This is a genomic window from Myroides sp. C15-4, from assembly GCF_050522745.1.
GTDB lineage: Bacteria > Bacteroidota > Bacteroidia > Flavobacteriales > Flavobacteriaceae > Flavobacterium.
Genome location: NZ_JBMVQX010000005.1, coordinates 94,873 through 120,255, shown reverse-complemented (window position 1 = coordinate 120,255; position 25,383 = coordinate 94,873). Strand labels below are relative to the sequence as shown.

Sequence of the window (25,383 nt, the reverse complement as noted above, 5' to 3'; positions counted from 1 at the left end):
AGTTTACGTAAATAGCTATGATCACGACCGTACTTTTTGACATGGATGGCGTTCTAATTGACTCCGAAAAATTTTGGCAACAAGCAGAAAGAGAAGTTTTTACTTCCGTAGGCTGTCAATGGAGTGAGGAAATCGCCCATCAAACTACAGGACAAACCACTCGAGCCGTTACGGAACTTTGGTTTCAACTATTTCCTTGGGAAGGCAAAACCCTAGAAGAAGTAGAACAAGCAGTTGTGGATCGCGTGGATGAATTAATCCGCCAAGATGGAGAAATCAAACAAGGCGTCTATGACACCTTGCGCTTTTTACAAGCCGAAGGAATTAAAATTGGATTAGCTACAAACTCCACTCCTTCACTGATTCAGACCGTATTAGCGCGATTGGAAATTGCTTCTTTCTTTCAAACCACCGTATCTGCATTAGATGTTCCTCAGGGAAAACCTGCACCCGATGTCTATCTGAAAGCTGCGGCAAACCTGCAAAGTAAACCCGAACACTGTTTGGTTATCGAAGATTCTTTTACAGGAGCAACGGCAGGTAAACGCGCGGGAATGATCGTCTTTGCTGTACCAGAAGCGCTATTTTACAACGATCCTAAATTTGATTTAGCCGATAGAAAACTAGTTAATTTAGAAGAATTTAAAGAAAATTTCTTAGCTTTAAGTCATGTAACCCCTTAATCCTGTATCGCTCATGCTACACAAGAATTGGCTCTTCCTTTTATTTTTTTGCACCGCCTTTAGCTACGGTCAAAAAACACAAGATTTTACAGCTAATTACATTAAGATGGCTGCCTTTATCAAAAACGATCTTGCAGAAGTTCCTTTTTTCCCTTTGAACGAAAGCTTCTCTATCGAATTTGACGATTTATATGGCGATGAGGGAAATTATTACTATCGCGTTCAGGCCTATAATTACGATTGGACACCTTCTCAATTGCGACCAATTGAATACATACAGGGCATGGATAATCAGCGTATTCAACAATATAGCAATTCGTTCAATACGCTACAAATGTACACCCATTATAGACTAACCCTTCCCAACTCGGTCTATCGTATTACTAAAAGTGGCAATTACATCTTAGAAATTTACGATGAAGACAACCAAGTAGTCATCCGACGTAAATTTGTACTCTATGAAAATACAGTTGGCGTAGGGGCTCAGATAAAACGCATGCGCGATCTTACCTATACGGATACGAAACAAACCATGGAACTCACCATCAAATTGGGAGACCAAACGTATCAAAATCCAACCACCAATATCAAGATAGCGCTATTTCAAAATGGTCGTTGGGATTCTTATGTCACTAAAATTCCCCCTCAATACACCATTGGTACTGATTTGATTTACAAGTATGACCAAGAAACCAGTTTTTGGGGCGCCAATCAATTTCGCTACTTTGACAATAGCGATTTGAAACAAACCAATAATATGATTTTTTTCAATGGTAGAGAAAACGATATGTATCGCACAAATCTCTATCCAATTACGGGTTGGTTGGACAAGAAATACTCCTATTATCCCGATATCAACGGATCGTTTAAAGTGCGTAATATGTATGGAAAAAATGCGAGTATAGAAGCAGAATACAGCTGGGTTTACTTCGTGTTTCAGCCGATGTCCGATGACAAAGATCTGTCCTATTTCATCACAGGGATGTTCAACAATTATGAGTTAACACCCGAACATTTGTTGGAATACAACGCTGAAACGGATCGTTATGAAAAGGCGATTCTCATTAAACAAGGCTTTACCAACTACAATATTACAGCAGTTAAAAAGGGCAAAGTCAGTACGGCTAACAATCCTGATGGCAATCATGCCTTAACGACAAATAAATATCAAGTTTTAGTATATTATAGAGGAGCAACCGATTTATACGATCGCGTGATTGGTTTTGCAGAAGCGAACGCTGAACAAATAACCTATTAAAAACAAAAAGCTAACAGTATGGTATCAAAGCAAACCAAAGGAGTACAGGTAACCGTAGAAACACTATATGAAGGTTTTTTTCAACGAAGCAATAGCATGCAATTTGCCTTTAGTTATGAAATTACCATCGAAAATCACAGTGATTCGACCATTCAGATCCACTCGCGTCATTGGGAAATATACGATTCCCTACAAGCGAAAGAAATAGTAGAAGGATTAGGTGTAGTTGGCGAACAACCCTTTATCTTGCCCAATGAAAAATACACCTATAGCAGTGGTTGTGTATTAACCTCAACCTCAGGTGCTATGCAGGGATATTACAACGTAATTCGCACAGAAGACCAACAGATGATTACCGTCGAAATTCCCTTTTTCAAACTCGTAGCTCCATTTATTTTAAACTAGTTACTTTAAGTTAAACTAGTGAATGATAACCTGTAATTCGAGTAAAATTAATTACCTTTGTATTTATATTTTTTAATAAACCCGAAAAAAAGTACATTATGTCAAAAGGATTCTACAAAGTTCCAAGTGCTATCAATGAGCCTGTAAAATCATATGCGCCAGGAACGCAAGAGAGAGAATTGACTTTGAACTCTTTCAAAGAGCAATATAGCCAATTAGTTGATATTCCATTATACATTGGTGGAGAGGAAATCAGAACTGGAAATACAAAAGATTTATTCCCTCCTTTCGATCATAAACATAAATTAGGTGTTTACCACCAAGCAGACAAAGCGTTAGTTGAAAAAGCGATTTCAACGGCATTAGAAGCAAAAAAGAAATGGGCTGTAATGCCTTGGGAGCATAGAGCTGCTATTTTCTTAAAAGCTGCTGAATTATTAGCAGGTCCTTACCGTGCTAAAATCAACGCTGCTACAATGATCGCTCAAGCAAAAACACTACACCAAGCGGAGATTGATGCTGCTTGTGAGTTTATCGATTTCTTGAGATTCAATGTGGAATACATGACACAAATCTATTCAGAGCAACCTTTATCTGTGGATGGCGTTTGGAATAGATTAGAGCACAGACCTTTAGAAGGTTTCGTTTATGCAATTACACCTTTCAACTTTACAGCTATCTCTGGAAACTTACCGTCTTCAGTAGCTATGATGGGGAACGTAGTAGTTTGGAAACCATCTGCAACGCAAATTTACTCGGCTAGAGTAATCGTAGAAGTGTTTAAATTAGCCGGTTTACCTGATGGTGTAATCAACGTAGTATACGGTGATTCTGCTATGATTACAGATACACTTTTAGCTAGTCCTGATTTCGCTGGTATCCACTTTACAGGATCAACAGGTGTTTTCAATAGCATGTGGACAAAAATCGGACAAAACATCAACAACTATAAAACCTACCCTAGAATCGTTGGGGAAACAGGAGGAAAAGATTATGTGTTAGCACATCCATCTTCTTGTCCAAAAGAGGTGGCAGTAGCTTTAACTAGAGGGGCTTTCGAATACCAAGGACAAAAATGTTCAGCTGCTTCAAGAGCGTATATTCCTGCTTCTTTATGGTCTCAAGTAAAAGACTATATGGCTGCTGACTTAGCGTCAATCAAAATGGGTTCTCCTGAAGATCCATCAAACTTCGTTTCTTCTGTTATTTCTGAAGGTTCTTTTGACAAATTGGCAAAAGCAATCGAAACGGCTAAAGCAGCACCAGATGCAGAAGTAGTATTGGGTGGAAAATACGATAAATCAGTAGGGTACTTTGTAGAACCAACGGTTATCTTAACTTCAAATCCGAAATACGATACCATGCAAACGGAGCTATTCGGTCCTGTATTAACGATTTATGTATACGAAGATGCTAAATGGTCTGAAACATTAAAATTAGTAGATGAGACTTCAGCTTATGCCTTAACTGGAGCAATCTTCTCTCAATGTCGTTACGCCATTGTAGAAGCTACGGAAGCTTTAGTTAACTCTGCTGGGAACTTCTACATCAATGACAAACCAACAGGTGCTGTTGTAGGTCAACAACCATTTGGTGGAGCAAGAGCTTCTGGTACAAACGACAAAGCAGGTTCTATCTTAAACCTATTGCGTTGGGTATCGCCAAGAACAATTAAAGAAACATTTGTTCCTGCAAAAGATTACAAATATCCTTTCTTAGGATAAACTATACATACAAAGGCGGTTCGTTTTACTAACCGCCTTTTTTATTCACAATTCAGTGCTTTTTATTGGGATTGCCCCCTCAAAATGAGAAGGCAATTAAGTAGAAATGACGTTTATATTTTGCTTTTATTCTTTTTCCACAGAAAAAGAACCTTTATATTTTTAAAGTGCTGGGTTATAATTATTAACAAATAGTATATAACTCATGTTTAAAAAATTACTTGAAAAGAAACAATTGGTGATCAACCCACCTGTTTTTACCACCTCCTTATTTTTAATAACCTTACTAATTGCGGTCTGTTTACTATTTCCCAGCAAAGTAGGTGATTGGTTTCACGTCGGTCAATTGGCGGTCACAGAAAATTTTGGATGGTTTTTTATCCTTACGGTCAATATCATACTCATCTTTGCCCTCTTTTTAGCTTTTGGCAAATACGGCAATATCCGTCTTGGTGGAGATGATGCCGAACCCGAATTCTCTAAACCCTCTTGGTTTGCCATGCTCTTTAGTACAGGTATGGGAATCGGAATCATGTTCTTTAGTATTGGAGAACCTGTTTCCCATTTTTTCAATCCACCGCGACCTACAGATAACGATATTGATGCTGTTATCCAAGCCATGGAATTTACCAGCTTACACTGGGGACTGCACGCATGGGCTATTTATGCCATTGTGGGATTAGCTTTGGCATTCTTTAGTTTTAATCGCAAGCTTCCCATGACCTTTCGCTCCTTGCTATATCCTTTCTTAAAGGAAAAAATTCACGGTTGGTGGGGACACACCATCGATATCCTCTCTACACTAGCTACCGTATTTGGACTCTCTACTTCTTTGGGATTAGGAGTGACTCAAATTACAGCTGGATTAGAATACCTCTATGGTTGGGAGATTTCTCCCATGATGCAAGCAGGTATTATTATAGGAGTGATCAGTATCGCGACAATTTCTGTATTTTCAGGCTTGGATAAAGGAGTCAAACTATTGAGTAATGTCAACATGTATATGGCTTCTGGATTTATGCTTTTGATTTTCATCTTAGGCCCTACGCTATTTATTTTAAAGGGCTATGTGCAAAATACAGGTTCTTATTTAGCCAATTTCATTGATATCAGTACGTGGAACGACACCTATAAAGGATCGGGATGGCAAAACATTTGGACCATCTTCTACTGGGCTTGGTGGATTGCTTGGTCTCCGTTCGTCGGTAGTTTTATTGCGCGAATTTCAAAAGGTAGAACAATCAAAGAATTCGTTTTAGGGGTGCTAATTGTACCAGGCTTAATTACCTTACTTTGGATGAATGTATTCGGAGGAAGCGCCTTACACACCATCCTAGAAGGCGATATGACCATGGTACTTGCAGTGAAAGAAGATATTTCTACGGCACTATTTGTGTTCTTAGAAAACTTCCCACTGACGAACTTCCTTTCTATTGTTGCCATTATCTTAATTTTTTCATTCTTTATTACCTCATCGGATTCAGGGTCTTTAGTCATCGATAACATTACCTCAGGTAGTGAAGGCAATTCGCCCGTATGGCAACGCGTCTTTTGGTCTTTTGCTCAAGGTTTTATTGCCATTGTTCTCCTTTGGGGTGGTGGATTAGATGCCTTGCAAACTGCCGTAATCATAACAGGTCTACCTTTTGCTGTCATCCTACTACTCATGTGCTATAGCTTGCAAAAAGGACTGCAAGACGAACTAAATAAAAAGGCCAAACAGCTCAAGTCCAAAGAAGAAAAAAGCTACAAAGAAATTATTTCAGATCTAATTGAAGAACAGCAAAAATAACAACACATGGAAACAAACAAAGCACTCAATATACTCGTTGGCTTGGATCTATCTGAGATGGATCAATTCCTCATCCAATATGCCAATATACTCGATCACATTCTCAATGTAGCGCAAATCACCTTTATTCACAATTTGAAATTAGGTGAGCTTCCTAAAGAATTAATCCAAAAAGACCAACTCGAACTCATTCAAAAGAGGATTGTAAAAAGAGTTGAAGACCAAATAGCAGCAACAGAAATCACCTGTGCACATGAAATTTTAGTTACTGTAGAGAATTATTCAGAAATTGCCTTCTCTGCTGTAGCGAAGAAGAAGAACTACGATCTCCTGGTATTGGGAAACAAACAAAAACTAAGCGGAAATGGGGCTTTAGCTAATAAATTAGTTCGCATCTTGCCCTTTGCAACCCTACTTGTACCAGAAACCTTTCAAGTGCCAATCGAAACTGTTATTGATGCCATTGACTTTTCCCGCTATACAAACGCGATTATGCTTTGGGCTGATCGCTTTAAAAACAATTCCAAAGGGCAACGCATCAAACACTCTGCAGTGCATATTTCGAAATCCTATTGGAGCTATTTGCCTATGATGACAGAAAAAGAACTAGACAAAATCTCCTTGGAAGACATCAAAGAAAAAGAAGAAAAATGGAACAAACAATATCCACATTATACCGATATTGACATCATTCCTGCAAAAAATCAAAATATTTCAGCTGCGTTAATCACCTACGCCAAAAACAAAAAAGCCGATTTAATGATTTTGGGGGTAAAAGGTTCTACAGGAATCAAAGATATTATACTAGGAAGTGTGGCCAATCATTTATTACACCGACCAACAGATACATGTTTGTTATTCGTCAAACCACTTCGATGATAATGGAAATGGGAGATGGGAAATGAGTTAAACGGTTTATTTTGTTTCTTCCTTTGTAAGATAATACGCTTTACATAGCAGTATTGCTTCAAAGCACAAAGAGCAAAGAACTATTTTGTGAGATTCGCACGGTTTGCACGGTGCGCGGTTTGTTTTGTCTCTACATTTATAAGATAATTTCACTGTACATAGGAGTATTTCTTCAAAGCACAAAGCACAAAGAACAAAGAGCAAAGAGCAAAGAACAAAGAACAAAGAGCAAAGAGCAAAAGCCGAAAAACAAAAAAAGGTTCGATCTTCTTCCAAAGATCGAACCTTTTTTTATAGAATAAATTCACCCATCACCCATTTCTCATCACCCATCTCCATTTTATCCTTTATATTTCAACGGCAGATACACCACTTTTTTCGTTTCAAAGAATTCATCGTCAAAGATATTACTCAAGTCAAATTGAACTGCTTTGGGAAAATCTTGTAATTCTTCTGTTAGATCTCCTCCTTTTAAGTACAGAATTCCATTGTCAAATTCATGCACATTTTCCTTTTTGGTTTTGTGTCGAATCCACTTGACAAAATCAGGCATATTTGTTACCGCACGACTTACAATAAAATCGAATTTTTCCTCTACGGTTTCTGCTCTTTTTTGCTCGGCGATCACATTTTGTATTCCCAAGGCTTGTACTACTTCATTGACCACGCGAATTTTCTTTGCAATGATATCAATCAAATAAAATTTCGTTTCTGGAAACATAATAGCCAATGGAATACCAGGAAAACCACCTCCCGTTCCAACATCCAGTACACTGCTACCGGGAACAAATTCCATCACCTTAGCAATCCCCAACGAATGTAAGACATGCTTCACATACAATTCGTGTATATCTTTTCTAGAAATAACGTTAATCTTCGCATTCCATTCGTTATACACCCCTTCCAATTGCTCAAATTGTGCGATCTGTTCTGGAGTTAAATTAGGGAAATATTTTAAAATTTCTTCCATTTCAAAAGTTTTGACAAAAATAGCTTTTTTTATTGGTAAATAAAGAGCCCTTAACTATAATATAGATTTATTATACTTACCTTTGATTGATACTATTTAAAAGAATGAATACCTATGAAAACTCAAGTTCTATCAGATAGAATCAACAATCTTACAACGTCACAAACTTTAGCCATGGCTGCAAAAGCCCGCGAGCTAAAAGAACAAGGAATAGACATTATCAGCTTGAGTCTTGGTGAGCCCGATTTTAATACCCCTGACTTTATCAAAGAGGCAGCGATTCAAGCCATCACAGATAACTACAGTAAGTATCCACCAGTTGAAGGATATCTAGAACTAAGACAAGCAATCAGCAACAAATTCAAAAGAGATAACAACTTACCCTATACCCCCAATCAAATTGTCGTATCAACAGGTGCGAAGCAAGCCTTGTTTAACGTAGCCCAAGCGATGATTAATCCAGGAGATGAAGTAATCATCCCTGCGCCATTTTGGGTAAGCTATGCTGAAATCGTTAAAATTGCAGCAGGTGTACCGGTGGAAGTATCAACAAGCATTGACACGGATTTTAAAATTACCCCACAACAACTGGAAGATGCAATTACTCCCAAAACGAAAATGGTGTGGTTTAGTTCACCTTGTAACCCAAGTGGATCGGTGTACAACAAAGCAGAATTAGAAGCTATTGCGGCAGTTCTAGACAAATACCCATCCATTTACATTTTATCGGATGAGATTTACGAACATATTAATTTTGGAAGCCCTTATTACAGTATCGGTTCAATCGGTAATTTGATTGACCGTACTATTACGGTAAACGGTATTTCAAAAGCCTTTGCCATGACAGGATATCGTATTGGTTATATCGGTGCACCAGAATTCATTGCAAAAGCCTGTGCTAAAATGCAAGGACAAGTAACCTCTGGAGCCAATACCATTGCACAACGCGCCACCATTACGGCAGTAAATGCAGATCCTAGCGTTTTAAAAGACATGGTACAAGCCTTTAAAAATCGAAGAGATTTAGTGGTTAACTTACTTAGAGAAATTCCAGGTATTAAAGTGAATGTACCTGATGGTGCTTTCTATTTATTTCCAGATGTATCCGCTTTCTTCGGAAAAACCTTGCAAGGGGTGACGATTAAAGACGCCAATGACTTATCAATGTACTTACTAGATAAAGCTTATGTTGCTACAGTAACAGGAGATGCTTTTGGAAATCCAAACTGCATCCGCCTTTCTTACGCAACAAGCGAAGATCAATTGACAGAAGCCTTAAAACGAATGAAAGAAGCGTTGCAATAAGGCATTCGACTAGAATCATATTTAAAAGCACTTATACTTGTGGTATAAGTGCTTTTTTTATAGACTTTTCAAATAAAAAGTGTATTTTTATATGATAAACTAATTGCCGTGGATATATTACTAGAAAGCATTGCAAAGCATGTTACCCTAACTGAAATAGAACAAAAAGTAGTATTGGATTCCTTCGAATCTCACCGTTATAGTGCGAAAGAAAAACTCCTGCTAGAAGGAGAAATCTGCTATAATTCAACCTTTGTAGTTTCAGGTATTTTGCGCAACTACTTTGTCGATGATCAAATCGTCGAACACACCGTTAGTTTCGCTACAAATGGATGGTGGATTGCCGATATGTACAGCTTTCTTTCTCAAAAACCAGGCAATTCCTATATTGAAGTAGTTGAAGATGCGATGGTCCTTACCTTAACCCGAGACCAACAGCTCAACCTCTTTGACCAAGTTCCCAAAATGGAACGTTATTTCCGTATCTTGATTGAGCGCTCTTTAATCGCCAATCAACAACGCTTGATGGATAACCTATCATTGACTGCTGAAGAACGTTATGAGCGCTTCTCTCAGCGTTTTCCAGATATTCAATATTGCTTGCCTCAAAAGCAAATTGCTTCTTATCTAGGCATTACACCCGAATTTTTTAGCAAGCTGAAAAAGCGAATGCTAATGAAATAGTTGACAGTTCACGGTTTAGTGTTTCTAATTTAAAATGAAAATTTAATTGGTAATGACAAATTGCCATTCACCCATTTCCATTCACCCATTTCCATTCTCCATTTTCCATTTTCCCATTTCTTAACCTACATTAAGCAACTAACCTGTTGACTATCTGTATCTTTGTAAGACAAAATCAATACAGCTATGAACAACTATATTTTATACAAAGCAGACACAAGAGGTTATGCCGATCACGGTTGGTTAAAATCAAACCACACCTTTAGCTTCGCAAATTACAGAAACAACGACCGCGTACACTTCGGTGTGTTGCGCGTATTAAATGACGATTATGTGGCTCCAGGCATGGGATTTGGAACGCATCCCCACGAGAATATGGAAATTATCTCCATTCCACTCATGGGAAGTTTAGCCCATAAAGATAGCATGGGACATGGAGAGACCATTCACGTAGATGAAATCCAAGTAATGAGTGCAGGTACAGGAGTAGAACATAGTGAATTTAATCCGAGTACAACAGAAGCTTCGGAATTCTTACAAATTTGGTTATTTCCGCACACCCTTCACGTTACACCTCGTTACCAACAACTTCAATTGGATGTAGCAAACCGCAAAAATAACTGGGATCAGATTCTATCACCTAATCCAGAGGATGCAGGAGCATGGATTCACCAAAACGCATGGTTCCATCGCGCTGATCTCGATCAGCATAAAGCGTTAAACTACAATCTCAAAGACAAAAGCAATGGTGTTTACCTCTTTGTTCTAGAGGGAAGTATTACCGTAAATGATCATACCCTAGAGCGTCGAGATGCCCTTGGCATTTGGGATATTGAAAACCTAAGCGTACATGCGACAGCTGATACACAGCTATTACTTATGGAAGTTCCGATGGAATTGCCAAGTTACTTACAATAATTACAAACATAAAAAACAACAACAAGATGGAAACTAAAAAATGGAATATTGACACGACACACTCTTTAATTGGATTTAAAATTAAACACATGATGTTTACCAATGTCAGAGGGTCTTTCACCGATTATCAAGCTTCATTAAACTTGGTTGATGATAATTTCGAAGCAAGTTCAATTAGCTTTGAAGCACAAGCTGCTTCCGTAAACACCAATAATACAGATCGAGATAATCACCTAAAAAGCGCGGATTTCTTTGACGTAGAAAAGTACCCTACTGTAACTTTTACCTCAACAAAAATTGAGAAAAAAGGAGAAACTCACTACAGTGTAGAAGGAACATTAAACATGCATGGTGTAAGCAAAACGATCAAATTGAATGCCGAATACAGCGGTGTGATTATCGATCCTTGGGGCAATGCTAAAGTTGCTTTAGCCCTAACAGGAAAAGTCAATAGAAAAGACTGGGATTTAAACTGGAACACAGCACTAGAAGCAGGTGGTCTCTTAGTGAGTGAGGAAGTTAATTTCGATATTGAAACACAATTTGTTTTAGCTTAAAGGAAATGAGAAAAGGGAGATGGGAAAATGATCCCTTGGAAGTAAACCTCATCTATCTAAATAAAATAAAAAACGCGACGGCTAAAAAGCCGTCGCGTTTTTTATTTTATTCAGAAAGAAGGTTTAGCTATTATTCAAATGAAGATCTCGCTATAAACCGAGAATTCTTCTTATCTCCCATCTCTATTTTCCCTTCTCTATTTCACTATCCTTGTTGCAAGCTGCGAACTTCTTCTTCAGTTAAGAATCTCCATGTGCCTCTTGGCAGGTTCCATTTGGTAATTGATCCGTACATAACGCGATCCACTTTTAAAACGTTATAATCAAGCGATTCAAATAAAGCGCGAACTAATTTCACGTTAGAAGCTTTCAACTTAATTCCGATTTCCGTTTTTGGTTGGTTTTCTACGTAAGCCACATCTTCCACAAATACGCGTTTTTCCTCAATGTAAATTCCCTTTTGCACGCGTTCTAAATCTTCGTATTTCAAATTGCGATCCAAAGAAACTTGGTACACCTTGGATGAACGTTGCTCAGGCGAACTCAATTTTTGAATTAAATTCGTGTCGTTCGTAAAAATCATTAAACCCAACGTACTTTTATCCATACGACCTACTGGTACTATAGGCGATTTAGAAGCACCTTTTACTAAACTCAACACATTTTCCTGACTTACAATGTCTTCATTAATTGTAGAGAACCCTTTGGGCTTATTCAACACAAGGTAAACTTTCTTCTCTGGGGTAATCACCATACCATCAAAGTTAACCACATCGGTTATTTTTACTTTGTATCCTAATTCAGTTACAATTTCTCCGTTTACTTTTACGTTACCCGAAACAATATATAAATCTGCGTCTCTTCTCGAGCACACACCAGAATTACTAATATACTTATTTAAGCGCATCTCTCCATTATCTGCTTTTGGAGTAGCTACGACTTTTGGTTTTTTATCGAATGTTCTAGCAGAAGGCTTTGGTTTTTGTGTTCCCTGACCTTGACTAGCTCGCTTCTGGAAAGGTTTTGCTCCTCCAGCTTTTGGTTTACCACTGCGATTAGATTGGTTTTTTCTAGAACCTGATTTACCGTTATTCATATTAAATATTTTTGCAAAGATAGACAAACTCCGTCTTTTATTTCAATATACAAAAAAATATAGGCTTTTATTATAAGTTCTCTTCTAAAAGATACTTTCCACTTGCCAAAACATCAGGCTTAATTAACACAATAGACAAGACACCTAACAAAAGTAAAAGCTTGAGTAAAAAGTGAAGCTGATGGTATTCTTGTGTTGTTTCTGACTTCCAAAGTTTTACCAAAAAGAAAAGTAAAATAACTATACTGAAATAAAAATAATAAATCATATACCCAACATCATAGCGAACGGTCATTAGGTAAATCGGAATGAGTGCCAAGGCAAATACAGCCGTAATTACTTCCTTTGCCATGCGTTCACCAAAGCGCACGGGAATCGTTTGATAGTTATTCGCAAAATCTCCCTTGATGTTTTCTAAATCTTTCATGATTTCCCGTATGAGCATAATCAAATACAAGAAAAAAGCATGAATAAAAATAGAGGCATGGAAGGATTGAAAATACATCAAAATGGCAAAAAAAGGCAATATAGCCAACAACGAAGCCAATAGATTACCAATGATGGGATACTTTTTCAACTTATGCGAATAGAACCACAAGAGAAAAATATAGATCGAAAAAAAGAGAGCACCATGTAGAGAAACAGGGAGAACAATACAAACAGACAAAAAATTAAGAAGAAAGTAAACCCTTAATTTAGTTGTTTGACTCACTAAACGGTCCAACATCGATTTAGTTGGTCGATTAATTAGGTCTTTTTCTGCGTCGTAAAAATTGTTGATAATATAGCCAGAAGCGATTGCTAAAGCCGACGATAAGATAATAAGAAATAGTCGCCAATCTAAAATAACATCTAAAGCTCTTTTTTCGGGAGCGAAAATAAAGATAGACGCAAGATACTGGGCTAGAACTATAACAAAAATGTTATAACCTCTCACCACAGAAAACAAACTGAATATTTTAGCTAAGAGGATTTTATTTTTCCTAGATAACATATTATATTTTTCGCGGTTAATAAAAAAGGTTATAACATTCTTTATGTTTTGGGCTTAAAATTGGTAGACTACTTCTAACTTGTAATCTTTAAGCGTTTCTTTTGCTTTGTCAATATCAGGTGTAAATCCTAAGATATAGCCACCTCCACCAGAACCACATAATTTCAAATAGTAGTCATTGGTCTCGATACCCTTTTGCCATACATTGTGGAATTGTTCAGGGATCATGGGCTTAAAGTGATTAAACACCACAGATGAAAGTTCTTTAGTGTTGTTGAACAGGGCTTTCAAATCTCCTTTCAAGAAATTTTCCACACAAGCATCAGTATGTTTGATAAACTCTTCTTTCAACACTTTTCTAAACCCTTGTTCTTTTAATTTCTCCATAAAGATGGTAACCATTGGAGCTGTTTCTCCAACAATTCCTGAATCGATTAAAAACACGGCACCTTTTCCATCTAAACTTTGAGAAGGAATACCTGTTGGTTCGATATTGTCTTTGGAGTTAATTAAAATCGGCAGGCTCAAATAGCTGTTCAATGGATCTAATCCAGAACTTGTACCGTGAAAGAAAGCTTCCATTTTACCGAAAATCCCTTTCAACTTCAGCAATTTCTCTTTGCTTAAGTTTTCCAATACTGTAATTTTTTCAAACGCGTATTGATCATAGATTGCTGCAACTAGTGCACCACTACTTCCCACACCGTAACCTTGCGGAATACTTGAATCAAAATACAGTCCGTTTTCAATTTCTGTTTGTAAACGTTCCATATCAAATTGTACCAAAGTAGGTTCGGCTTCCTGCATATCTACAAGATAATCAGCAAAATTTCTCAAATATTCATTTGATTTTTTTGCGAATCCTTCTAGGTTTTCATCCATTTTCAAGGCTCCCTTATAAAAATTATAGGGGATTGATAATCCTTTTGAGTCTTTTATAATTCCGTATTCTCCGAATAAAAGAATTTTAGAATAAAATAAAGGTCCTTTCATAGCTTATAAAAGTAATTTACCCCGCAAAGGTACGTATAATATTCACGCTTAGGTGGTTTTGTTTTATTATTTTTCTACAAATACCGGTTTTTGTAACCATAAACACAATGTCGACATCCATTTTGGCAACATTGTCCTTTGAGCAAATGATACAATGCTGTAAAGACAAAATACCCATTTTCGATATAGTAGTGTTTGTCTTCAATCATCTCACTGCGTTTACGTGGAAAGTCACTGATTTTTGCTTCCGCTACCAATTGATCCATTTGCACTAAACACGACGTGCATAAACACTTGTGAAAAGAACTACGCAAGAATGCCTTGGTATCAGTATGAATTTTAATTTGAGCACAATCACATTGTCCAATCGCATCGGGTTGACAGCTAATAGGTACCTTACAATGGGTGCATACTTTATTTTTTGCCATACTTTCTTATCGCATTGTTGCAAAATTGTAAAACTTCAAGCCTCCATTGGATTCAATTTCAACTTCTTGTTTTACGGATGGTCCATTAGGTCTTTGCAAATCGAAGGCCAACTGATTTTTTCCTTTGGCTAACGGAACGCGTGCGTATTTTATTTCCGCAGGAAGGGTTTGCCAATTTCGGGTATCCGCTTTTTCTGAGAATAAGTTATACAACTGTAAGCCCAAACCTACTCCTTCTAACACTGCGTTATTATCATTGGATCTAGCCACTGATTTGACGGCATATTCCGCTGATTTTTTAACAGCCAAACGCGTTAAAATTTTTCCTAATTCTTTTCCTGCTCGTTCTTGTAGGGTTGAAACCGCGACCACATCAATATCTTGTACCTTTTCTAAAACATACGTAGCCGTGCCGTTTACCTGCACTTGGGCTTTAGCAAAAGGCACGGGTGTGCTAATATACTTGGGATAAGCAATATTTACACTGTGTACATCGCTCAAATCTGTATGCCCAGCAATTCCAAAATCTAAGGGGATCATCACGCCTAAAGCATTGGTAAATACTAAAGCACCACTATCGCCTTTAATCAAAGAGAACATAATATTCTCTTCTTCTTTAATTGGTGCAGTTCCATTTTCCCAAAACACAACAAGTTCTCCACCCTCAGCAGCTTGAAAGGGTTTAAACGTCTTACCAAAGTCTTTTTCAAACTTGCGTAGATCATTCGTAAACCCAAGTTTATAGGCCATATTCATGACATCATACTTTAAATTCTCTGGAATACTTACACCGTAGTACAGACCACCAACCGCACTTTGATACACTTCAACCGCATTGCGGTAAGCGATAAAAGCATCGTTGTAATTTCCTGTCGACTCGTAAATAAGTCCTTGTAAATTTAAAGAAAAAGCATCTTTAGAATAACGCGTAGTTTTATTACTGTACTTATCCCCTTGCTCATAGTTTTGGAGGGAAATACGACGAGCTTCTACTAGGGCTTCTTGTGATTGTCCGAGATATAAATAATTCAAGGCCTTATAATAGTGTAGCATAAAGATTTCAAACTCTTCTCCCTTATAACTTTGGGACATCGAATTTAAAAAGAGGCCAACCATTACATCACCAAATTTGGCAACCTGATCTTCAATTAAGAGATCCGCTTTATTTAGGTATTGGTTACTTAAGGTATAGTTCCCTTTTAAGTGTTCCACTCTTCCTTTTTCCATATAGAAAAGCAAGAGGTTTCTCGATTTTTGCAACAGTTTATTTTTATCCAATGCACTCTCCGCTCCAGCATAGTCTTCGCGGATCATTCGTTGATAATAATCTGTAATTCGATCGTGATAGGTCGCGCATCCAAAGACGAAAAACATTAGCGCCACAGGCACTAATGTTTTTGTAATGGAGGATATGGTTCGATTGAAAACCATTAATTATAAGTTTAGTTTTTTACGTATTTCGCTATTTTTTTGTCTCCGATCCAAACAACTTCATTTGTTTGTAAATTCGTTAATTCTAAATTAACTTGATAGTAAACAACTTTTTTCTTTTTGTGTGAATCTACAATAGAGTTAATAGAACCTTGTAACATAAAGTCTGCCCCTTGTTCTAAACCGAATTGTTTCATAGAAGAAGCGGATGCATTGGTTTGTTGATCTGCTCTTTCTCCTCTAAGTTCGTCTCGTTTTTTACCTCCTTGCACCAAACGCACACGTCCAGATTGAATAAACGATTGCTCTACATCTTTTACAAATGTTTCTGCATCAATATGCTCATGGCTTTTGTTATACACCATTCCCACGATCACAACTGGCTTTTTATTGTTGTTCTCATCTTGAAAGTCTCCAATCCATGTACCATCTAGTACTTGTCTTGTCATTTGCTGAGCGACTTCTCTTGAATCTGAATTGTTCCATCTACCACTGATATCGATTGTTTCATCCGTGCTTACTCGTGTTACTTGACGACCACAAGAGGTGATAAATAAACCTGATGCCGCTAAAATTGCAGCTAATGCTATCTTTCTAATTTGCATATTTTTTTTATTATTCATTATTTTTTCTACTAAATAGAGAACCACCAGTTCCCAGTTCTAAAACCAATACGCGGAGACCAATTCCAATTGCTGTAGTTTCTATAGTAATTGTTGTATCCGTAGTTGTAGTTATACCCATAATCAGAATAATACGAACGTCCGTATTTTGCCCTAGCCATGCGTTCTTCATGACGGTATTGTCGCTTCAACGCTTTGCGTTCTTGTTTTGCTTCATACCAGTCATACGCTTTGTATGTATTGTGTACCGTTTCACCTAAATTCACCAGAAGCGAATCCTTTTGTATCATGTATTTTTCCATACTTACACGATAGTTGGGATTTTGATCTAAGTTCGGTGTTTGTGCGCTTGCTTGATACGTAAACAAGCTACACATCATCAGTCCTAATAACTTTATAACATTTTTCATAGCTTGAAATTTTTAGAATAAACACTATTTTTCTAATGTAAATTTAGCACTTTTTATTCAATTAATAAAGCTCCATTTCCCATTTTATCTTCAATAAAATGTTTATTTTGACAAAATACACTTAAATCCGTACGGATAAACTCGAGTACCTCTTCTTTGACAGCTTCAGGAAAAAGCACGTGTACATTCGCTCCTGCATCTAAAGTAAAGCAAACAGGAATCGCTGTTTTCGCTCTAAATGCCCAAATACGCTCTATAATCTGTAAAGTATTAGATTTCATCAAAATAAAGTACGGTAGAGAAGTCATCATCATGGCATGAAGAGTTAACGCTTCATGCTCTACTAAAGATACAAATTGCGCAAGATCACCTGTTTGCAGAATCTCTTTTAGTGCACTTAAATTTTGATGGGCTTGTTTAAAGCGTTCTATTGCGAACGGATGATTGTGCATTAAATCATGTCCCACTGTGCTAGAGACTTGTTTTTCTCCTTTATCTACCAATAAAATTACATCTTGATAATTTTTGAAGTTTTCGTGTACAGCGAAAGGAGCTTCGATACCATATAGATCTGAACTTCCAGCCACGTCCTTTTGTTCGCCCCAAACGACAATTGAACCAACAATACTTCTACATGCACTTCCAGAACCCAGACGAGCTAAAAAAGAAGCTTTTTTATGAAAGTATGACTCTTCCATTGCTGGATGAAGGAGCCGCTCCAAAGCCATGATATTCATCGCCATCGCTGCCATTCCTGAGGCGGAAGAAGCAATACCCGAACTATGCGGAAACGTATTGGTTGTATCAATAGTAAAATGATACGCCTCAATATATGGACAGTAAGGTACTATACGCTCAAAGAACTTTTGTATTTTGGGTTTAAATTCCTCTTTGGGTTTCCCTTCAAATAACAAATCGAAATGAATTCCCTTTTCTTCTTTCTTTACAAAGGTCAAGGTAGTAATGGTCTTACAGTTACTCAAAGTAAAGCTCAAAGAGGGGTTCGCTGGAATTTGATCTTCCTTTTTGCCCCAATATTTCACAAGCGCTATATTACTAGGTGCACTCCAAGTAAACGTTCCACTTGCTACAGTACTTGCTACAGCATGTTGCGTATCAAATATAAAATCATGTGCGTTTGTCATTCCTTTCAACTTTTTGACAAAAATACTACCTTTTTATTATATACCACAGTTCCCTGTAGAGACAAAGGCTAAAACATCCTGCCATCTAGCTTTTTCGTTTACTTACCGCTACAATTTGTTAGCTTAAACACAAGCAATACGTACATTAATAATAAAAAATAAAAATAAATTGCAAAAAAAATAAATTAATACTAACTTGGCTATATACCGAACGAACGAACAAAAGCATGAAAAAATTACACCTTGCAACGATAGCTAATAAATCGGAAGGTCTCTCTTCTGTTTTTATTTATACTGAGAAGCATTTTCTAAAGCAAATCAACACCGCTTCTCAAACGACTATCCTACTACATGACGATACAGAAGAATTAACCTTTATGTATGGAGATGCGAAGCAAACGCTGTCCTTAGCAGAACTAATACCAACAGAAAAGCAACGAATACTGCTAACAGATAACATGGTAATTCAAATTTGTTTACTACCTAAAATACGCTTTTTAGATCGCATCAATCTGATGCTAGGACTATGTTCAGGGGTACTGGCTATTGGCTATTCCTTTTTTGTTACATCCAACTGGAGGGAATTGCTGTTTTTATTAGGTAGCACCATTATTGTATTACTGTTATTTATGATACTGTACAAACACCCCATTGAAAGTAAGCACTACAATCTACGCATGCTTTCAACCATCAGTGCCTTAATTTTGATTTTCCTATTAATTCCATTTGAAAACTGGACGTTAAAGACCCTACTTGGTCTATCAACCTTAACAGTAATTACGCGATTTATAAAACACTATAATCGCACACTGACGAAGCTCTACAATCCGTTCATTAAACCATAAAAAAAATATGGAAGGGAAGACCTTCCATATTTCTATTAGCACTTACAAAATTACATACATCTTGAAATCAGAGTAAGCCTCTGATTTTTTAGTTGTGTGTTTGCCAAAGGAACATAAAATTCCCGTGGATTCCACCCAAACAAAATAAACTTATCAACAATGTTATCACCAATTGTGTATCAATTAAGTTAAGTTTAAGACTTATAAAAATATTGATTTACTTTTTCGAGAATCGCCTTTCTACTTTGTACGCTGATATAGTCCTCAGCAATGGGCTCACTGAACATAAACATTGGGTTTGCAGGAAATTCACTTGTGGCTCTAAAGAGTAAAAAATAGCTTTTTGTTTTGCGTCCAGAAGCGATCCATTCGTTTAATTTGTAGTAATCTGGTATTGATCGACGTTCGCGTACTACAAGTAAAACATCATTTATCGCTGTCCATGGCAAGAATTTTTCCTTAAATAAGCTTTTGTACATCACGCCTTTTTCGTCAATGGTCACCTTTATAAAAACAATTTTATACAGAAATACGAAAAACAAAAAGAACAAAATAACGGCTACCAATTTTACAATCCCAACGCCAACCAACAGAAAGAAAATGCCTGTCGACAAAAACGGACCCAAACAAATAACGAGAAGCAAGAGGCTACTACTTGGATTATAATAGTTAAATTTCATGTGTGGTGTATTAAAATTTTGATGCAATCGCTTGGGCTGCTAAAAAACCCGTTGTCCATGCATTTTGGAAATTAAATCCGCCTGTAATAGCGTCTATATCGAGAATTTCACCTGCAAAGTATAAATTAGCACAATACTTACTCTCCATTGTTTTGAAATTGACATCGCGTAGGTCTATACCTCCTGCGGTTACAAACTCATCTTTAAATGTACTTTTCCCATTAACTTGATAGTATCCTTCTTGCAATTCAGCCCCAAGAGCTTGTAGATGCTTATTGCTTACATCTGCCCAGGTTAGAGTTTCATTAATTCCCGCAGCTAGCACTAAACGTTCCCATAATCGAGATGGAAAATCAAACAACCCTCTTTTCCACACGGTTTTCTTGGCGTGTTCGAGTTTAAAATCCTTCAGGTGATCTATTAAATCCTCTCGTTCAAACTGAGGTAACCAATTAACCACAAGGTGAAATTGGTACTTTTTCTCCGCCAATAAGCGGGCGCCCCAAGCGGATAAACGCAAAACACCTGGTCCGCTCATTCCCCAATGGGTGATGAGTAAAGGTCCTGTTGCTTCTAATTTTGTTCCTTTCACTTTCACTATAGCTGGTGTAGCAACTCCCATTAAATCAGCAATTCGCTTATCTTTTATATTAAAAGTAAATAAAGAAGGAACAGGCTCTACCAAACGATGCCCTAAATCGGTCATCATCTGCCAAACTTTAGGATTGCTTCCTGTTGTAAAGACTAATTGTGTACAGGTCATTCCTTCTTTAGACGTATCTAACTTCCATCCTTTTTCACTTTGGTAAACACTTTGCACACTTACGCCTTGTAAAATGTCAATTTTATATTGGGCTGCTGCTTGGATAAAACAATCAATGATTGTCTGTGAGGAATCAGTAATGGGAAACATACGACCATCGTCTTCAATTTTCAATTCAACCCCATATTTTGCAAACCACTCGATCGTATCTCCGCAACAAAATTGATGAAAAGGCCCAAGTAATTCTTTTGCTCCACGGGGATAATATTGCACTAATTCTTTAGGATCAAAACAAGCATGGGTGACATTACAACGCCCTCCTCCTGATATTCTAACTTTCGCAAGCACTTCTTTTCCGCGTTCTACAATGGCAACTTTTAAATTCGGATAACGTTCACCCAAATTAATTGCCGTAAAAAAACCTGCGGCCCCTCCTCCTACGATGATAACATCATAATGCATAATCCCCATATTTAGCTATTTACTAAAGTTCCTTTTTTTATGTTAGTTGAAACTTTTATCTTTACAACCACAAAGATACTTACTTACAATCGCATCCATATCATTGTAAAATTAAGATTATGAAAAAATTGCCATTTTTATTCCTGATTGCTTTATTTGCTATGTGTAAATCAGTCCCCCACGGGAGCAATAACAGCAGCAGAAACAACAGTACAGACGCTCCATCCAAGGATTTAACGATTGAAGAGCGTATTGATGAAATTAAAGAAGAAAATCGATTACCTGAAGAAAAAGACGTTATTGATCTACCTGATTACGCTCAAGTACGAGATGATTTCCGCTCTGTAACGGAAAAAACAAAGGAATCCTATTTGGCAGGAATGCAAGCGAACAGCAACAAATACAGTGTTGTTATTCTGACGCAAGGATTTAAAGGAGAAAACATCGTCGTAAAAAATAGCAGCAAAACCTTTTTTAAAGGCATGGCTATGAGTGATTTATCCAATGGAATTGCCAAATCTATTCGCGTAGACAACACCGATGACTTTACAATTATAGACACCTACACCAATAGCGAGGTAGTCATTGAAAGTGATCACGCGAAGATGTTTAAGTTTATTTACATCATGAAAAACAGCAGTAAAGACAATCCATTCAAAGTAACTTTTAGCAATACTTTACGACCAGTGCGTTAATGGAAACACGAGATACAATTTTACGACTCATCGAACAAACGGCTCTTATTTTAAGGGCCTTTTTTAATCAGTTACCCTTAGAAGATCCCCTTCACGAACAGACTCGTGCGGATTTTTCTGCCCAATTGAACGCACAAACAGATGTAGATCTTGAGGATCTACTCCTTTTGAAATCTTCGATTGAGTTACAGAATTATTTTACTCAACATCCTTCATTTGATTCAACCAATCAAGAGTTATTAGCTGATTTAGTTGTTGACCTAGCGGAAAAAACAAGGGCAGTAGACACGATAAAAAGTGAAGCATACAAAAGCTTATCCCTATCCCTCTATCAATTGATCAATGAAACCACTCAAACCTATAATTGGGAAAGAGAAGCAAAAATAATGCGATTAAAAGAATAACCATCTTTTTTTCTTTTTGAAAATCAATAATCCAGTAGTAACCCTCACCTCCTCTTCATCTCTTAGGATATCTTTTAGTGTGACCAACAATGGCGTATCAAAATCTACAATCGTAACTAGATAATCTTCCATTCCAATAAATAAAAAAACTAAATCAACCTCCTTATGTTCTTCAGGAACTTTTAATTCAAAATTTCCATCCATGTCTGTGCCAACTCCAAGTTGAGTTCCTCTTATAATAACACTAACACCTGGCAATCCAAGCCCTTCTTCATCCATCACTTTACCTCGAATAACAACAGGCAGTTTCTCTACTTGTTCTTGTTCACGAACACTTTCCCTATCTTTTACGTGTTGTTCTACCTTCGCTTTTTCTTGTCCTTGTACAGCAGCAGTTGTTGTTAGCACCAATAGATTGATCGCTGCCGCTACAATTCCCTGCAAGCTTATTCCGCGATTCGCTTTTGATTCACTTAACGCTATATCCAAATATTTAGTTGGGACACGTCCACAAATTTTCCCTTCGCGTTGGATGTGTTGAACTAATTCACCTTGCGTGTAGTTGGAAAAATCATAAATTGTCTTTTGACAAACAGCACAGTGTCTCCCTTTTGCTAAAGGGGTCATTTGGTTCCAATCTTCGGAACAAGGTTCGGGTATTTGTATGCTGTATTTTGCCATGGCTTGTTTCTTTATACTAAAAATTTATTTTTTACACTTAACCAAACGCATCTGATTCTCTTCTTTGATTACATCATACGTTCCTAAGTCAGCCGTTTCTTCACGAGATTGCATACACATTCTCTCTTGATTCAGGCGATGTAATGTCAAGGTAATTTGATTATTCTTGGTAATCGTATAAACACCTGCTGTAGTAGTAAAACAATCATTTCCACAGGGAGCGGTATAGTAAGACTCAAAGGTTTGATCCGCATTAAAAACAATAAAATCACCAAACCGTTCCATTTTAATTGCATTAGCCGCTTGATTTGCTGGCGTCAAGACATATTCATCGACAGTTTTATACGTGATCAATTCATTCGTTTTCCATGTTCCTACCCAATCTTGTGCATGAGACAATCCACTTAAGAGCAACACTAATAGAACGATATACTTTTTCATACCCTTAATTTTTATTTCTATTCTACTTTTTCTTTCCCCCAAGCCACCACTTGAATTCCATCGGAATAATTAGGTGCAATCACCTCTTTTTCAGTCAGCTGAATTCCAGGTAAATCATACGCAATTTTTAGCTGATCAAATTCAATTTCTTTTAATTCCCAGACTTTGTGGTGAATTTGATAGCGATACAGCTTATTCTTGACATAGACATAGAGGCAATAGCGCTCTGTTAGCCATACTTGCAATGGATTTTTCTGTTGAACGAGATTGCCTATGGCGTAGGTAGCTTCAAACTGAAAGGGCTTTTTGGGATTCGAAGAAGTATATACCCCTTTGGAGCGTTTCATGGTTGCCTTTTCATAAGGCAATCCCGATAGCTGTTTGGAAACAAAGACAGAAAGTGATTTTCCTCCCTCAATAGTTAAAAAATAAACACCTGCTTTTCCCTCTTTCACCACATAGGTACGGACATTGAGTTCGTCAAAATTTGAAACAAATCCCACCGAAGGCAGCATACGCGGGCGAATTTTTTCCATGGTAAAAGGTACAACAGAGATGTAATATTTTCCTTCAAAAGAATCCAATTCCAACGCTTTGGGCACTAAAGCGCGTAGTACGTCAAAGGGAACTTCAAAATGAAAAAACAGTAGTCGATTCCATTCTTGATAATATTTCCATCTGTCTTTAGGTAAATCCCAAGGTCTGTGTTCGACATGTTGTAAGATTTCTTTAATCATATCCTTTTTCTTTAGCTCCTTTAAAGATACTTAAATAGATTGATAGAACGCTAAAAAGGCACCCGATTAAGATGCCTTTTTCTCAATAGCTTCTTTCCATATTGCTCATACCTAAAAAGCTATTATCATACAATTGAACACATTCGGAAACTAAATCAGTTATCAACGAATTAAAACATCCTAAATATACTAAATTCCACTAAAACTACCGCCTACCTCTTGGGTCAACTCTTATTTTTCAAGAATAGCCACTGAAAACACCAAAAAACAAGTAATCTTATGAACAAATAAACCATCTGTACTACTATCTTTAGTAAAAGGAGTAAATTGACACATTCTCAATACCTTTTATCTATAAAACAAGGCGATTAATGTCTATAAACAACTAAAAACTCGCCTTTGCGTGGCGAGTTTTTTGGTTCTATCGTATTTATTTATTTGGCAATCATCTCTTGATAGGGAATCACTGTAGTATACCCTTTTTGGTTGAAATAGCTCGTTGGATCTTTAGGTGAAACGGCTAGGATAAAGTCACCTCCCCAAGCACCTAAGCTTTTAATTGCACCATCAAAATCAGCAAATAGTCGCTCTTGGATGGGGCTCGTTTCTAAAATAGCGCCCAAAATAACCTCGTGTTCACGGAGTAAAGTTTTAAATTCTTCCACAGCTGCAGTCTTGGTCAACGCTCGGCTTATTTCGGTTACCCGTTGTATTTCCTTGTCAATTAATTCTTTTTTTGCTCGATAGGCTTCAATTGCAGCTCTACTCGACTGTTTTTCGTTCAGGTACACAAAATAAAGCTGATCCACAAAAGTGGGTTTGAAATCAATTAGCTCCACTTTAGGATGATGCAGATCCGTCAATTGATAAAATAACGCACTGTGATGTTTTGCGCAAGCTATATCATATCCACTACCCCCAAATGATTCTTGTAGCAATTGGTAAGCATTGATATCAAACCACTGCGCTACATTATTAATCCATGTTGATGACGTTCCCAATCCCCACAAGCGTGGAAAAGTTAGTTTACTCTCTACTTTAAATCCTTGCTTAGTTTGTAAAATCCTAGGATTTTGTCGATTTGCAGCTCTCAATACCTTTACGAGTGTTTGTCGATAGTCAGTACCCATTACCTCCTCTTCTGACAAGAGTTGTTCAATAGTGACTTCCTCTTGCATCCAAATCGTTCCATCCACATCGTAGCTTGTCCAACGAATACAGCTTTCTGTTTGATCTTCCACATACAAGGACTGACCAAACGAAGTAGGCAAGGCAAAAGCCAAAGCCCCGTCTAGCACAAGATATTCTCCTGAGATCAAAAGCTTTCCAGCACTATAAAATTCCATTTGA

28 protein-coding genes are annotated in these 25,383 nt (G+C 37.2%); 13 read left to right on the top strand and 15 right to left on the bottom strand.

All coding sequences use genetic code 11. The features are described from left to right. Positions 1-17: 17 nt before the first annotated feature. From hxpB to ACPDHL_RS03965, 6 genes are all read left to right on the top strand, one after another. Positions 18-683, top strand: coding sequence for a hexitol phosphatase HxpB (gene hxpB, locus ACPDHL_RS03990; protein WP_430531509.1), 666 nt, complete (start codon positions 18-20; stop codon positions 681-683). Positions 684-696: 13 nt separating this feature from the next. Beyond that, entirely contained in the window at positions 697-1,941 is a 1,245-nt protein-coding gene (locus ACPDHL_RS03985) for a DUF5103 domain-containing protein (RefSeq protein WP_430531508.1), read from the top strand. An 18-nt stretch (positions 1,942-1,959) separates the two neighbouring features. Continuing rightward, a complete protein-coding gene (gene apaG / locus ACPDHL_RS03980; RefSeq protein ID WP_430531507.1) occupies positions 1,960-2,346 on the top strand; it encodes a Co2+/Mg2+ efflux protein ApaG in 387 nt (128 codons plus the stop codon). 98 nt (positions 2,347-2,444) lie between these two features. Then, complete coding sequence (pruA, locus tag ACPDHL_RS03975) at positions 2,445-4,070, top strand: L-glutamate gamma-semialdehyde dehydrogenase (RefSeq protein WP_430531506.1); 1,626 nt, start codon at positions 2,445-2,447, stop codon at positions 4,068-4,070. Positions 4,071-4,275: 205 nt separating this feature from the next. Next, the gene (locus ACPDHL_RS03970) at positions 4,276-5,862 is read left to right on the top strand and encodes a BCCT family transporter (RefSeq protein ID WP_430531505.1); all 1,587 of its coding nucleotides are present in this window, start codon (positions 4,276-4,278) and stop codon (positions 5,860-5,862) included. A gap of 6 nt (positions 5,863-5,868) precedes the next feature. Further along, entirely contained in the window at positions 5,869-6,741 is an 873-nt protein-coding gene (locus ACPDHL_RS03965) for a universal stress protein (RefSeq protein ID WP_430531504.1), read from the top strand. A 370-nt stretch (positions 6,742-7,111) separates the two neighbouring features. Here ACPDHL_RS03965 and rsmG read toward each other — a convergent pair whose 3' ends face one another. After that, the gene (gene rsmG / locus ACPDHL_RS03960; protein ID WP_430531503.1) at positions 7,112-7,741 is read right to left on the bottom strand and encodes a 16S rRNA (guanine(527)-N(7))-methyltransferase RsmG; all 630 of its coding nucleotides are present in this window, start codon (positions 7,739-7,741) and stop codon (positions 7,112-7,114) included. 114 nt (positions 7,742-7,855) lie between these two features. Here rsmG and ACPDHL_RS03955 point away from each other — a divergent pair, with 114 nt between their 5' ends. The 4 genes from ACPDHL_RS03955 (at position 7,856) to ACPDHL_RS03940 (ending at position 11,205) form a co-directional block, all read left to right on the top strand. Continuing rightward, positions 7,856-9,046, top strand: a complete 1,191-nt coding sequence (locus ACPDHL_RS03955) for a pyridoxal phosphate-dependent aminotransferase (protein ID WP_430531502.1) — start codon at positions 7,856-7,858, stop codon at positions 9,044-9,046. Positions 9,047-9,154: 108 nt separating this feature from the next. Next, entirely contained in the window at positions 9,155-9,730 is a 576-nt protein-coding gene (locus tag ACPDHL_RS03950; protein WP_430531501.1) for a Crp/Fnr family transcriptional regulator, read from the top strand. A 186-nt stretch (positions 9,731-9,916) separates the two neighbouring features. Continuing rightward, the gene (locus ACPDHL_RS03945; protein WP_430531500.1) at positions 9,917-10,648 is read left to right on the top strand and encodes a pirin family protein; all 732 of its coding nucleotides are present in this window, start codon (positions 9,917-9,919) and stop codon (positions 10,646-10,648) included. 26 nt (positions 10,649-10,674) lie between these two features. Then, positions 10,675-11,205: a YceI family protein gene (locus ACPDHL_RS03940; RefSeq protein ID WP_430531499.1), complete on the top strand. Its 531-nt coding sequence runs from the start codon at positions 10,675-10,677 to the stop codon at positions 11,203-11,205. 205 nt (positions 11,206-11,410) lie between these two features. On the opposite strand, the gene ACPDHL_RS03935 is transcribed toward ACPDHL_RS03940, so the two are convergent. The 8 genes from ACPDHL_RS03935 to ACPDHL_RS03900 form a co-directional block, all read right to left on the bottom strand. Beyond that, positions 11,411-12,301, bottom strand: coding sequence for a pseudouridine synthase (locus tag ACPDHL_RS03935; protein WP_430531498.1), 891 nt, complete (start codon positions 12,299-12,301; stop codon positions 11,411-11,413). A gap of 70 nt (positions 12,302-12,371) precedes the next feature. Then, entirely contained in the window at positions 12,372-13,295 is a 924-nt protein-coding gene (locus ACPDHL_RS03930) for a geranylgeranylglycerol-phosphate geranylgeranyltransferase (RefSeq protein WP_430531497.1), read from the bottom strand. A gap of 54 nt (positions 13,296-13,349) precedes the next feature. After that, the gene (locus ACPDHL_RS03925) at positions 13,350-14,288 is read right to left on the bottom strand and encodes a mevalonate kinase family protein (RefSeq protein ID WP_430531496.1); all 939 of its coding nucleotides are present in this window, start codon (positions 14,286-14,288) and stop codon (positions 13,350-13,352) included. A gap of 74 nt (positions 14,289-14,362) precedes the next feature. Continuing rightward, positions 14,363-14,716: a cysteine-rich CWC family protein gene (locus ACPDHL_RS03920; protein ID WP_430531495.1), complete on the bottom strand. Its 354-nt coding sequence runs from the start codon at positions 14,714-14,716 to the stop codon at positions 14,363-14,365. Between the two features lie 6 nt (positions 14,717-14,722). Beyond that, positions 14,723-16,147 carry a COG3014 family protein gene (locus tag ACPDHL_RS03915; protein WP_430531494.1) on the bottom strand — a complete coding sequence of 475 codons (1,425 nt, stop codon included), beginning with the start codon at positions 16,145-16,147 and terminating at the stop codon, positions 14,723-14,725. 11 nt (positions 16,148-16,158) lie between these two features. Next, positions 16,159-16,752 carry a penicillin-binding protein activator LpoB gene (locus ACPDHL_RS03910; protein WP_430531549.1) on the bottom strand — a complete coding sequence of 198 codons (594 nt, stop codon included), beginning with the start codon at positions 16,750-16,752 and terminating at the stop codon, positions 16,159-16,161. Between the two features lie 29 nt (positions 16,753-16,781). Continuing rightward, positions 16,782-17,180, bottom strand: a complete 399-nt coding sequence (locus tag ACPDHL_RS03905) for a hypothetical protein (RefSeq protein ID WP_430531493.1) — start codon at positions 17,178-17,180, stop codon at positions 16,782-16,784. A 53-nt stretch (positions 17,181-17,233) separates the two neighbouring features. Beyond that, on the bottom strand, positions 17,234-18,325 hold the full coding sequence (locus ACPDHL_RS03900) for a diphosphomevalonate/mevalonate 3,5-bisphosphate decarboxylase family protein (protein ID WP_430531492.1): 1,092 nt from the start codon (positions 18,323-18,325) through the stop codon (positions 17,234-17,236). A gap of 227 nt (positions 18,326-18,552) precedes the next feature. On the opposite strand from ACPDHL_RS03900, the gene ACPDHL_RS03895 reads away from it, so the two are divergent. After that, positions 18,553-19,170 (top strand): hypothetical protein, encoded by a 618-nt coding sequence (locus ACPDHL_RS03895; protein ID WP_430531491.1) that lies wholly within the window; start codon positions 18,553-18,555, stop codon positions 19,168-19,170. Between the two features lie 194 nt (positions 19,171-19,364). Here the strand turns inward: ACPDHL_RS03895 and ACPDHL_RS03890 are convergent, their stop codons facing one another. Then, the gene (locus ACPDHL_RS03890; RefSeq protein WP_430531490.1) at positions 19,365-19,850 is read right to left on the bottom strand and encodes a PH domain-containing protein; all 486 of its coding nucleotides are present in this window, start codon (positions 19,848-19,850) and stop codon (positions 19,365-19,367) included. Between the two features lie 10 nt (positions 19,851-19,860). Next, entirely contained in the window at positions 19,861-21,075 is a 1,215-nt protein-coding gene (locus ACPDHL_RS03885; RefSeq protein WP_430531489.1) for an NAD(P)/FAD-dependent oxidoreductase, read from the bottom strand. A gap of 119 nt (positions 21,076-21,194) precedes the next feature. Between ACPDHL_RS03885 and ACPDHL_RS03880 the strand changes: the two genes are divergently transcribed. Both ACPDHL_RS03880 and ACPDHL_RS03875 read left to right on the top strand, forming a co-directional pair. Then, positions 21,195-21,770 carry a hypothetical protein gene (locus ACPDHL_RS03880; RefSeq protein ID WP_430531488.1) on the top strand — a complete coding sequence of 192 codons (576 nt, stop codon included), beginning with the start codon at positions 21,195-21,197 and terminating at the stop codon, positions 21,768-21,770. Then, complete coding sequence (locus tag ACPDHL_RS03875) at positions 21,770-22,174, top strand: hypothetical protein (RefSeq protein ID WP_430531487.1); 405 nt, start codon at positions 21,770-21,772, stop codon at positions 22,172-22,174. Before ACPDHL_RS03880 ends, ACPDHL_RS03875 begins: the two co-directional genes overlap by 1 nt. On the opposite strand, the gene ACPDHL_RS03870 is transcribed toward ACPDHL_RS03875, so the two are convergent. The 4 genes from ACPDHL_RS03870 to ACPDHL_RS03855 all read right to left on the bottom strand — a co-directional run bounded on the left by ACPDHL_RS03870 (position 22,163) and on the right by ACPDHL_RS03855 (position 25,379). Beyond that, positions 22,163-22,855, bottom strand: a complete 693-nt coding sequence (locus ACPDHL_RS03870) for a carboxypeptidase-like regulatory domain-containing protein (RefSeq protein WP_430531486.1) — start codon at positions 22,853-22,855, stop codon at positions 22,163-22,165. The genes ACPDHL_RS03875 and ACPDHL_RS03870 overlap by 12 nt on opposite strands. A 24-nt stretch (positions 22,856-22,879) precedes the next feature. Continuing rightward, positions 22,880-23,296: a lipocalin family protein gene (locus tag ACPDHL_RS03865; RefSeq protein WP_430531485.1), complete on the bottom strand. Its 417-nt coding sequence runs from the start codon at positions 23,294-23,296 to the stop codon at positions 22,880-22,882. A gap of 17 nt (positions 23,297-23,313) precedes the next feature. Next, entirely contained in the window at positions 23,314-24,033 is a 720-nt protein-coding gene (locus tag ACPDHL_RS03860) for a YqjF family protein (protein WP_430531484.1), read from the bottom strand. Positions 24,034-24,467: 434 nt separating this feature from the next. Beyond that, the gene (locus ACPDHL_RS03855; protein ID WP_430531483.1) at positions 24,468-25,379 is read right to left on the bottom strand and encodes a GYDIA family GHMP kinase; all 912 of its coding nucleotides are present in this window, start codon (positions 25,377-25,379) and stop codon (positions 24,468-24,470) included. Positions 25,380-25,383: the final 4 nt, after the last annotated feature.

What these genes read in the sequence shown, in the direction of transcription:
- hxpB (WP_430531509.1), top strand. Translation starts at nt 18, where the DNA reads ATGATCACGACCGTACTTTTTGACATGGATGGCGTTCTAATTGACTCC.
- ACPDHL_RS03985 (WP_430531508.1), top strand. Translation starts at nt 697, where the DNA reads ATGCTACACAAGAATTGGCTCTTCCTTTTATTTTTTTGCACCGCCTTT.
- apaG (WP_430531507.1), top strand. Translation starts at nt 1,960, where the DNA reads ATGGTATCAAAGCAAACCAAAGGAGTACAGGTAACCGTAGAAACACTA.
- pruA (WP_430531506.1), top strand. Translation starts at nt 2,445, where the DNA reads ATGTCAAAAGGATTCTACAAAGTTCCAAGTGCTATCAATGAGCCTGTA.
- ACPDHL_RS03970 (WP_430531505.1), top strand. Translation starts at nt 4,276, where the DNA reads ATGTTTAAAAAATTACTTGAAAAGAAACAATTGGTGATCAACCCACCT.
- ACPDHL_RS03965 (WP_430531504.1), top strand. Translation starts at nt 5,869, where the DNA reads ATGGAAACAAACAAAGCACTCAATATACTCGTTGGCTTGGATCTATCT.
- rsmG (WP_430531503.1), bottom strand. Translation starts at nt 7,741, where the DNA reads ATGGAAGAAATTTTAAAATATTTCCCTAATTTAACTCCAGAACAGATC.
- ACPDHL_RS03955 (WP_430531502.1), top strand. Translation starts at nt 7,856, where the DNA reads ATGAAAACTCAAGTTCTATCAGATAGAATCAACAATCTTACAACGTCA.
- ACPDHL_RS03945 (WP_430531500.1), top strand. Translation starts at nt 9,917, where the DNA reads ATGAACAACTATATTTTATACAAAGCAGACACAAGAGGTTATGCCGAT.
- ACPDHL_RS03940 (WP_430531499.1), top strand. Translation starts at nt 10,675, where the DNA reads ATGGAAACTAAAAAATGGAATATTGACACGACACACTCTTTAATTGGA.
- ACPDHL_RS03935 (WP_430531498.1), bottom strand. Translation starts at nt 12,301, where the DNA reads ATGAATAACGGTAAATCAGGTTCTAGAAAAAACCAATCTAATCGCAGT.
- ACPDHL_RS03930 (WP_430531497.1), bottom strand. Translation starts at nt 13,295, where the DNA reads ATGTTATCTAGGAAAAATAAAATCCTCTTAGCTAAAATATTCAGTTTG.
- ACPDHL_RS03925 (WP_430531496.1), bottom strand. Translation starts at nt 14,288, where the DNA reads ATGAAAGGACCTTTATTTTATTCTAAAATTCTTTTATTCGGAGAATAC.
- ACPDHL_RS03920 (WP_430531495.1), bottom strand. Translation starts at nt 14,716, where the DNA reads ATGGCAAAAAATAAAGTATGCACCCATTGTAAGGTACCTATTAGCTGT.
- ACPDHL_RS03915 (WP_430531494.1), bottom strand. Translation starts at nt 16,147, where the DNA reads ATGGTTTTCAATCGAACCATATCCTCCATTACAAAAACATTAGTGCCT.
- ACPDHL_RS03910 (WP_430531549.1), bottom strand. Translation starts at nt 16,752, where the DNA reads ATGCAAATTAGAAAGATAGCATTAGCTGCAATTTTAGCGGCATCAGGT.
- ACPDHL_RS03905 (WP_430531493.1), bottom strand. Translation starts at nt 17,180, where the DNA reads ATGAAAAATGTTATAAAGTTATTAGGACTGATGATGTGTAGCTTGTTT.
- ACPDHL_RS03900 (WP_430531492.1), bottom strand. Translation starts at nt 18,325, where the DNA reads ATGACAAACGCACATGATTTTATATTTGATACGCAACATGCTGTAGCA.
- ACPDHL_RS03895 (WP_430531491.1), top strand. Translation starts at nt 18,553, where the DNA reads ATGAAAAAATTACACCTTGCAACGATAGCTAATAAATCGGAAGGTCTC.
- ACPDHL_RS03890 (WP_430531490.1), bottom strand. Translation starts at nt 19,850, where the DNA reads ATGAAATTTAACTATTATAATCCAAGTAGTAGCCTCTTGCTTCTCGTT.
- ACPDHL_RS03885 (WP_430531489.1), bottom strand. Translation starts at nt 21,075, where the DNA reads ATGCATTATGATGTTATCATCGTAGGAGGAGGGGCCGCAGGTTTTTTT.
- ACPDHL_RS03880 (WP_430531488.1), top strand. Translation starts at nt 21,195, where the DNA reads ATGAAAAAATTGCCATTTTTATTCCTGATTGCTTTATTTGCTATGTGT.
- ACPDHL_RS03875 (WP_430531487.1), top strand. Translation starts at nt 21,770, where the DNA reads ATGGAAACACGAGATACAATTTTACGACTCATCGAACAAACGGCTCTT.
- ACPDHL_RS03870 (WP_430531486.1), bottom strand. Translation starts at nt 22,855, where the DNA reads ATGGCAAAATACAGCATACAAATACCCGAACCTTGTTCCGAAGATTGG.
- ACPDHL_RS03865 (WP_430531485.1), bottom strand. Translation starts at nt 23,296, where the DNA reads ATGAAAAAGTATATCGTTCTATTAGTGTTGCTCTTAAGTGGATTGTCT.
- ACPDHL_RS03860 (WP_430531484.1), bottom strand. Translation starts at nt 24,033, where the DNA reads ATGATTAAAGAAATCTTACAACATGTCGAACACAGACCTTGGGATTTA.
- ACPDHL_RS03855 (WP_430531483.1), bottom strand. Translation starts at nt 25,379, where the DNA reads ATGGAATTTTATAGTGCTGGAAAGCTTTTGATCTCAGGAGAATATCTT.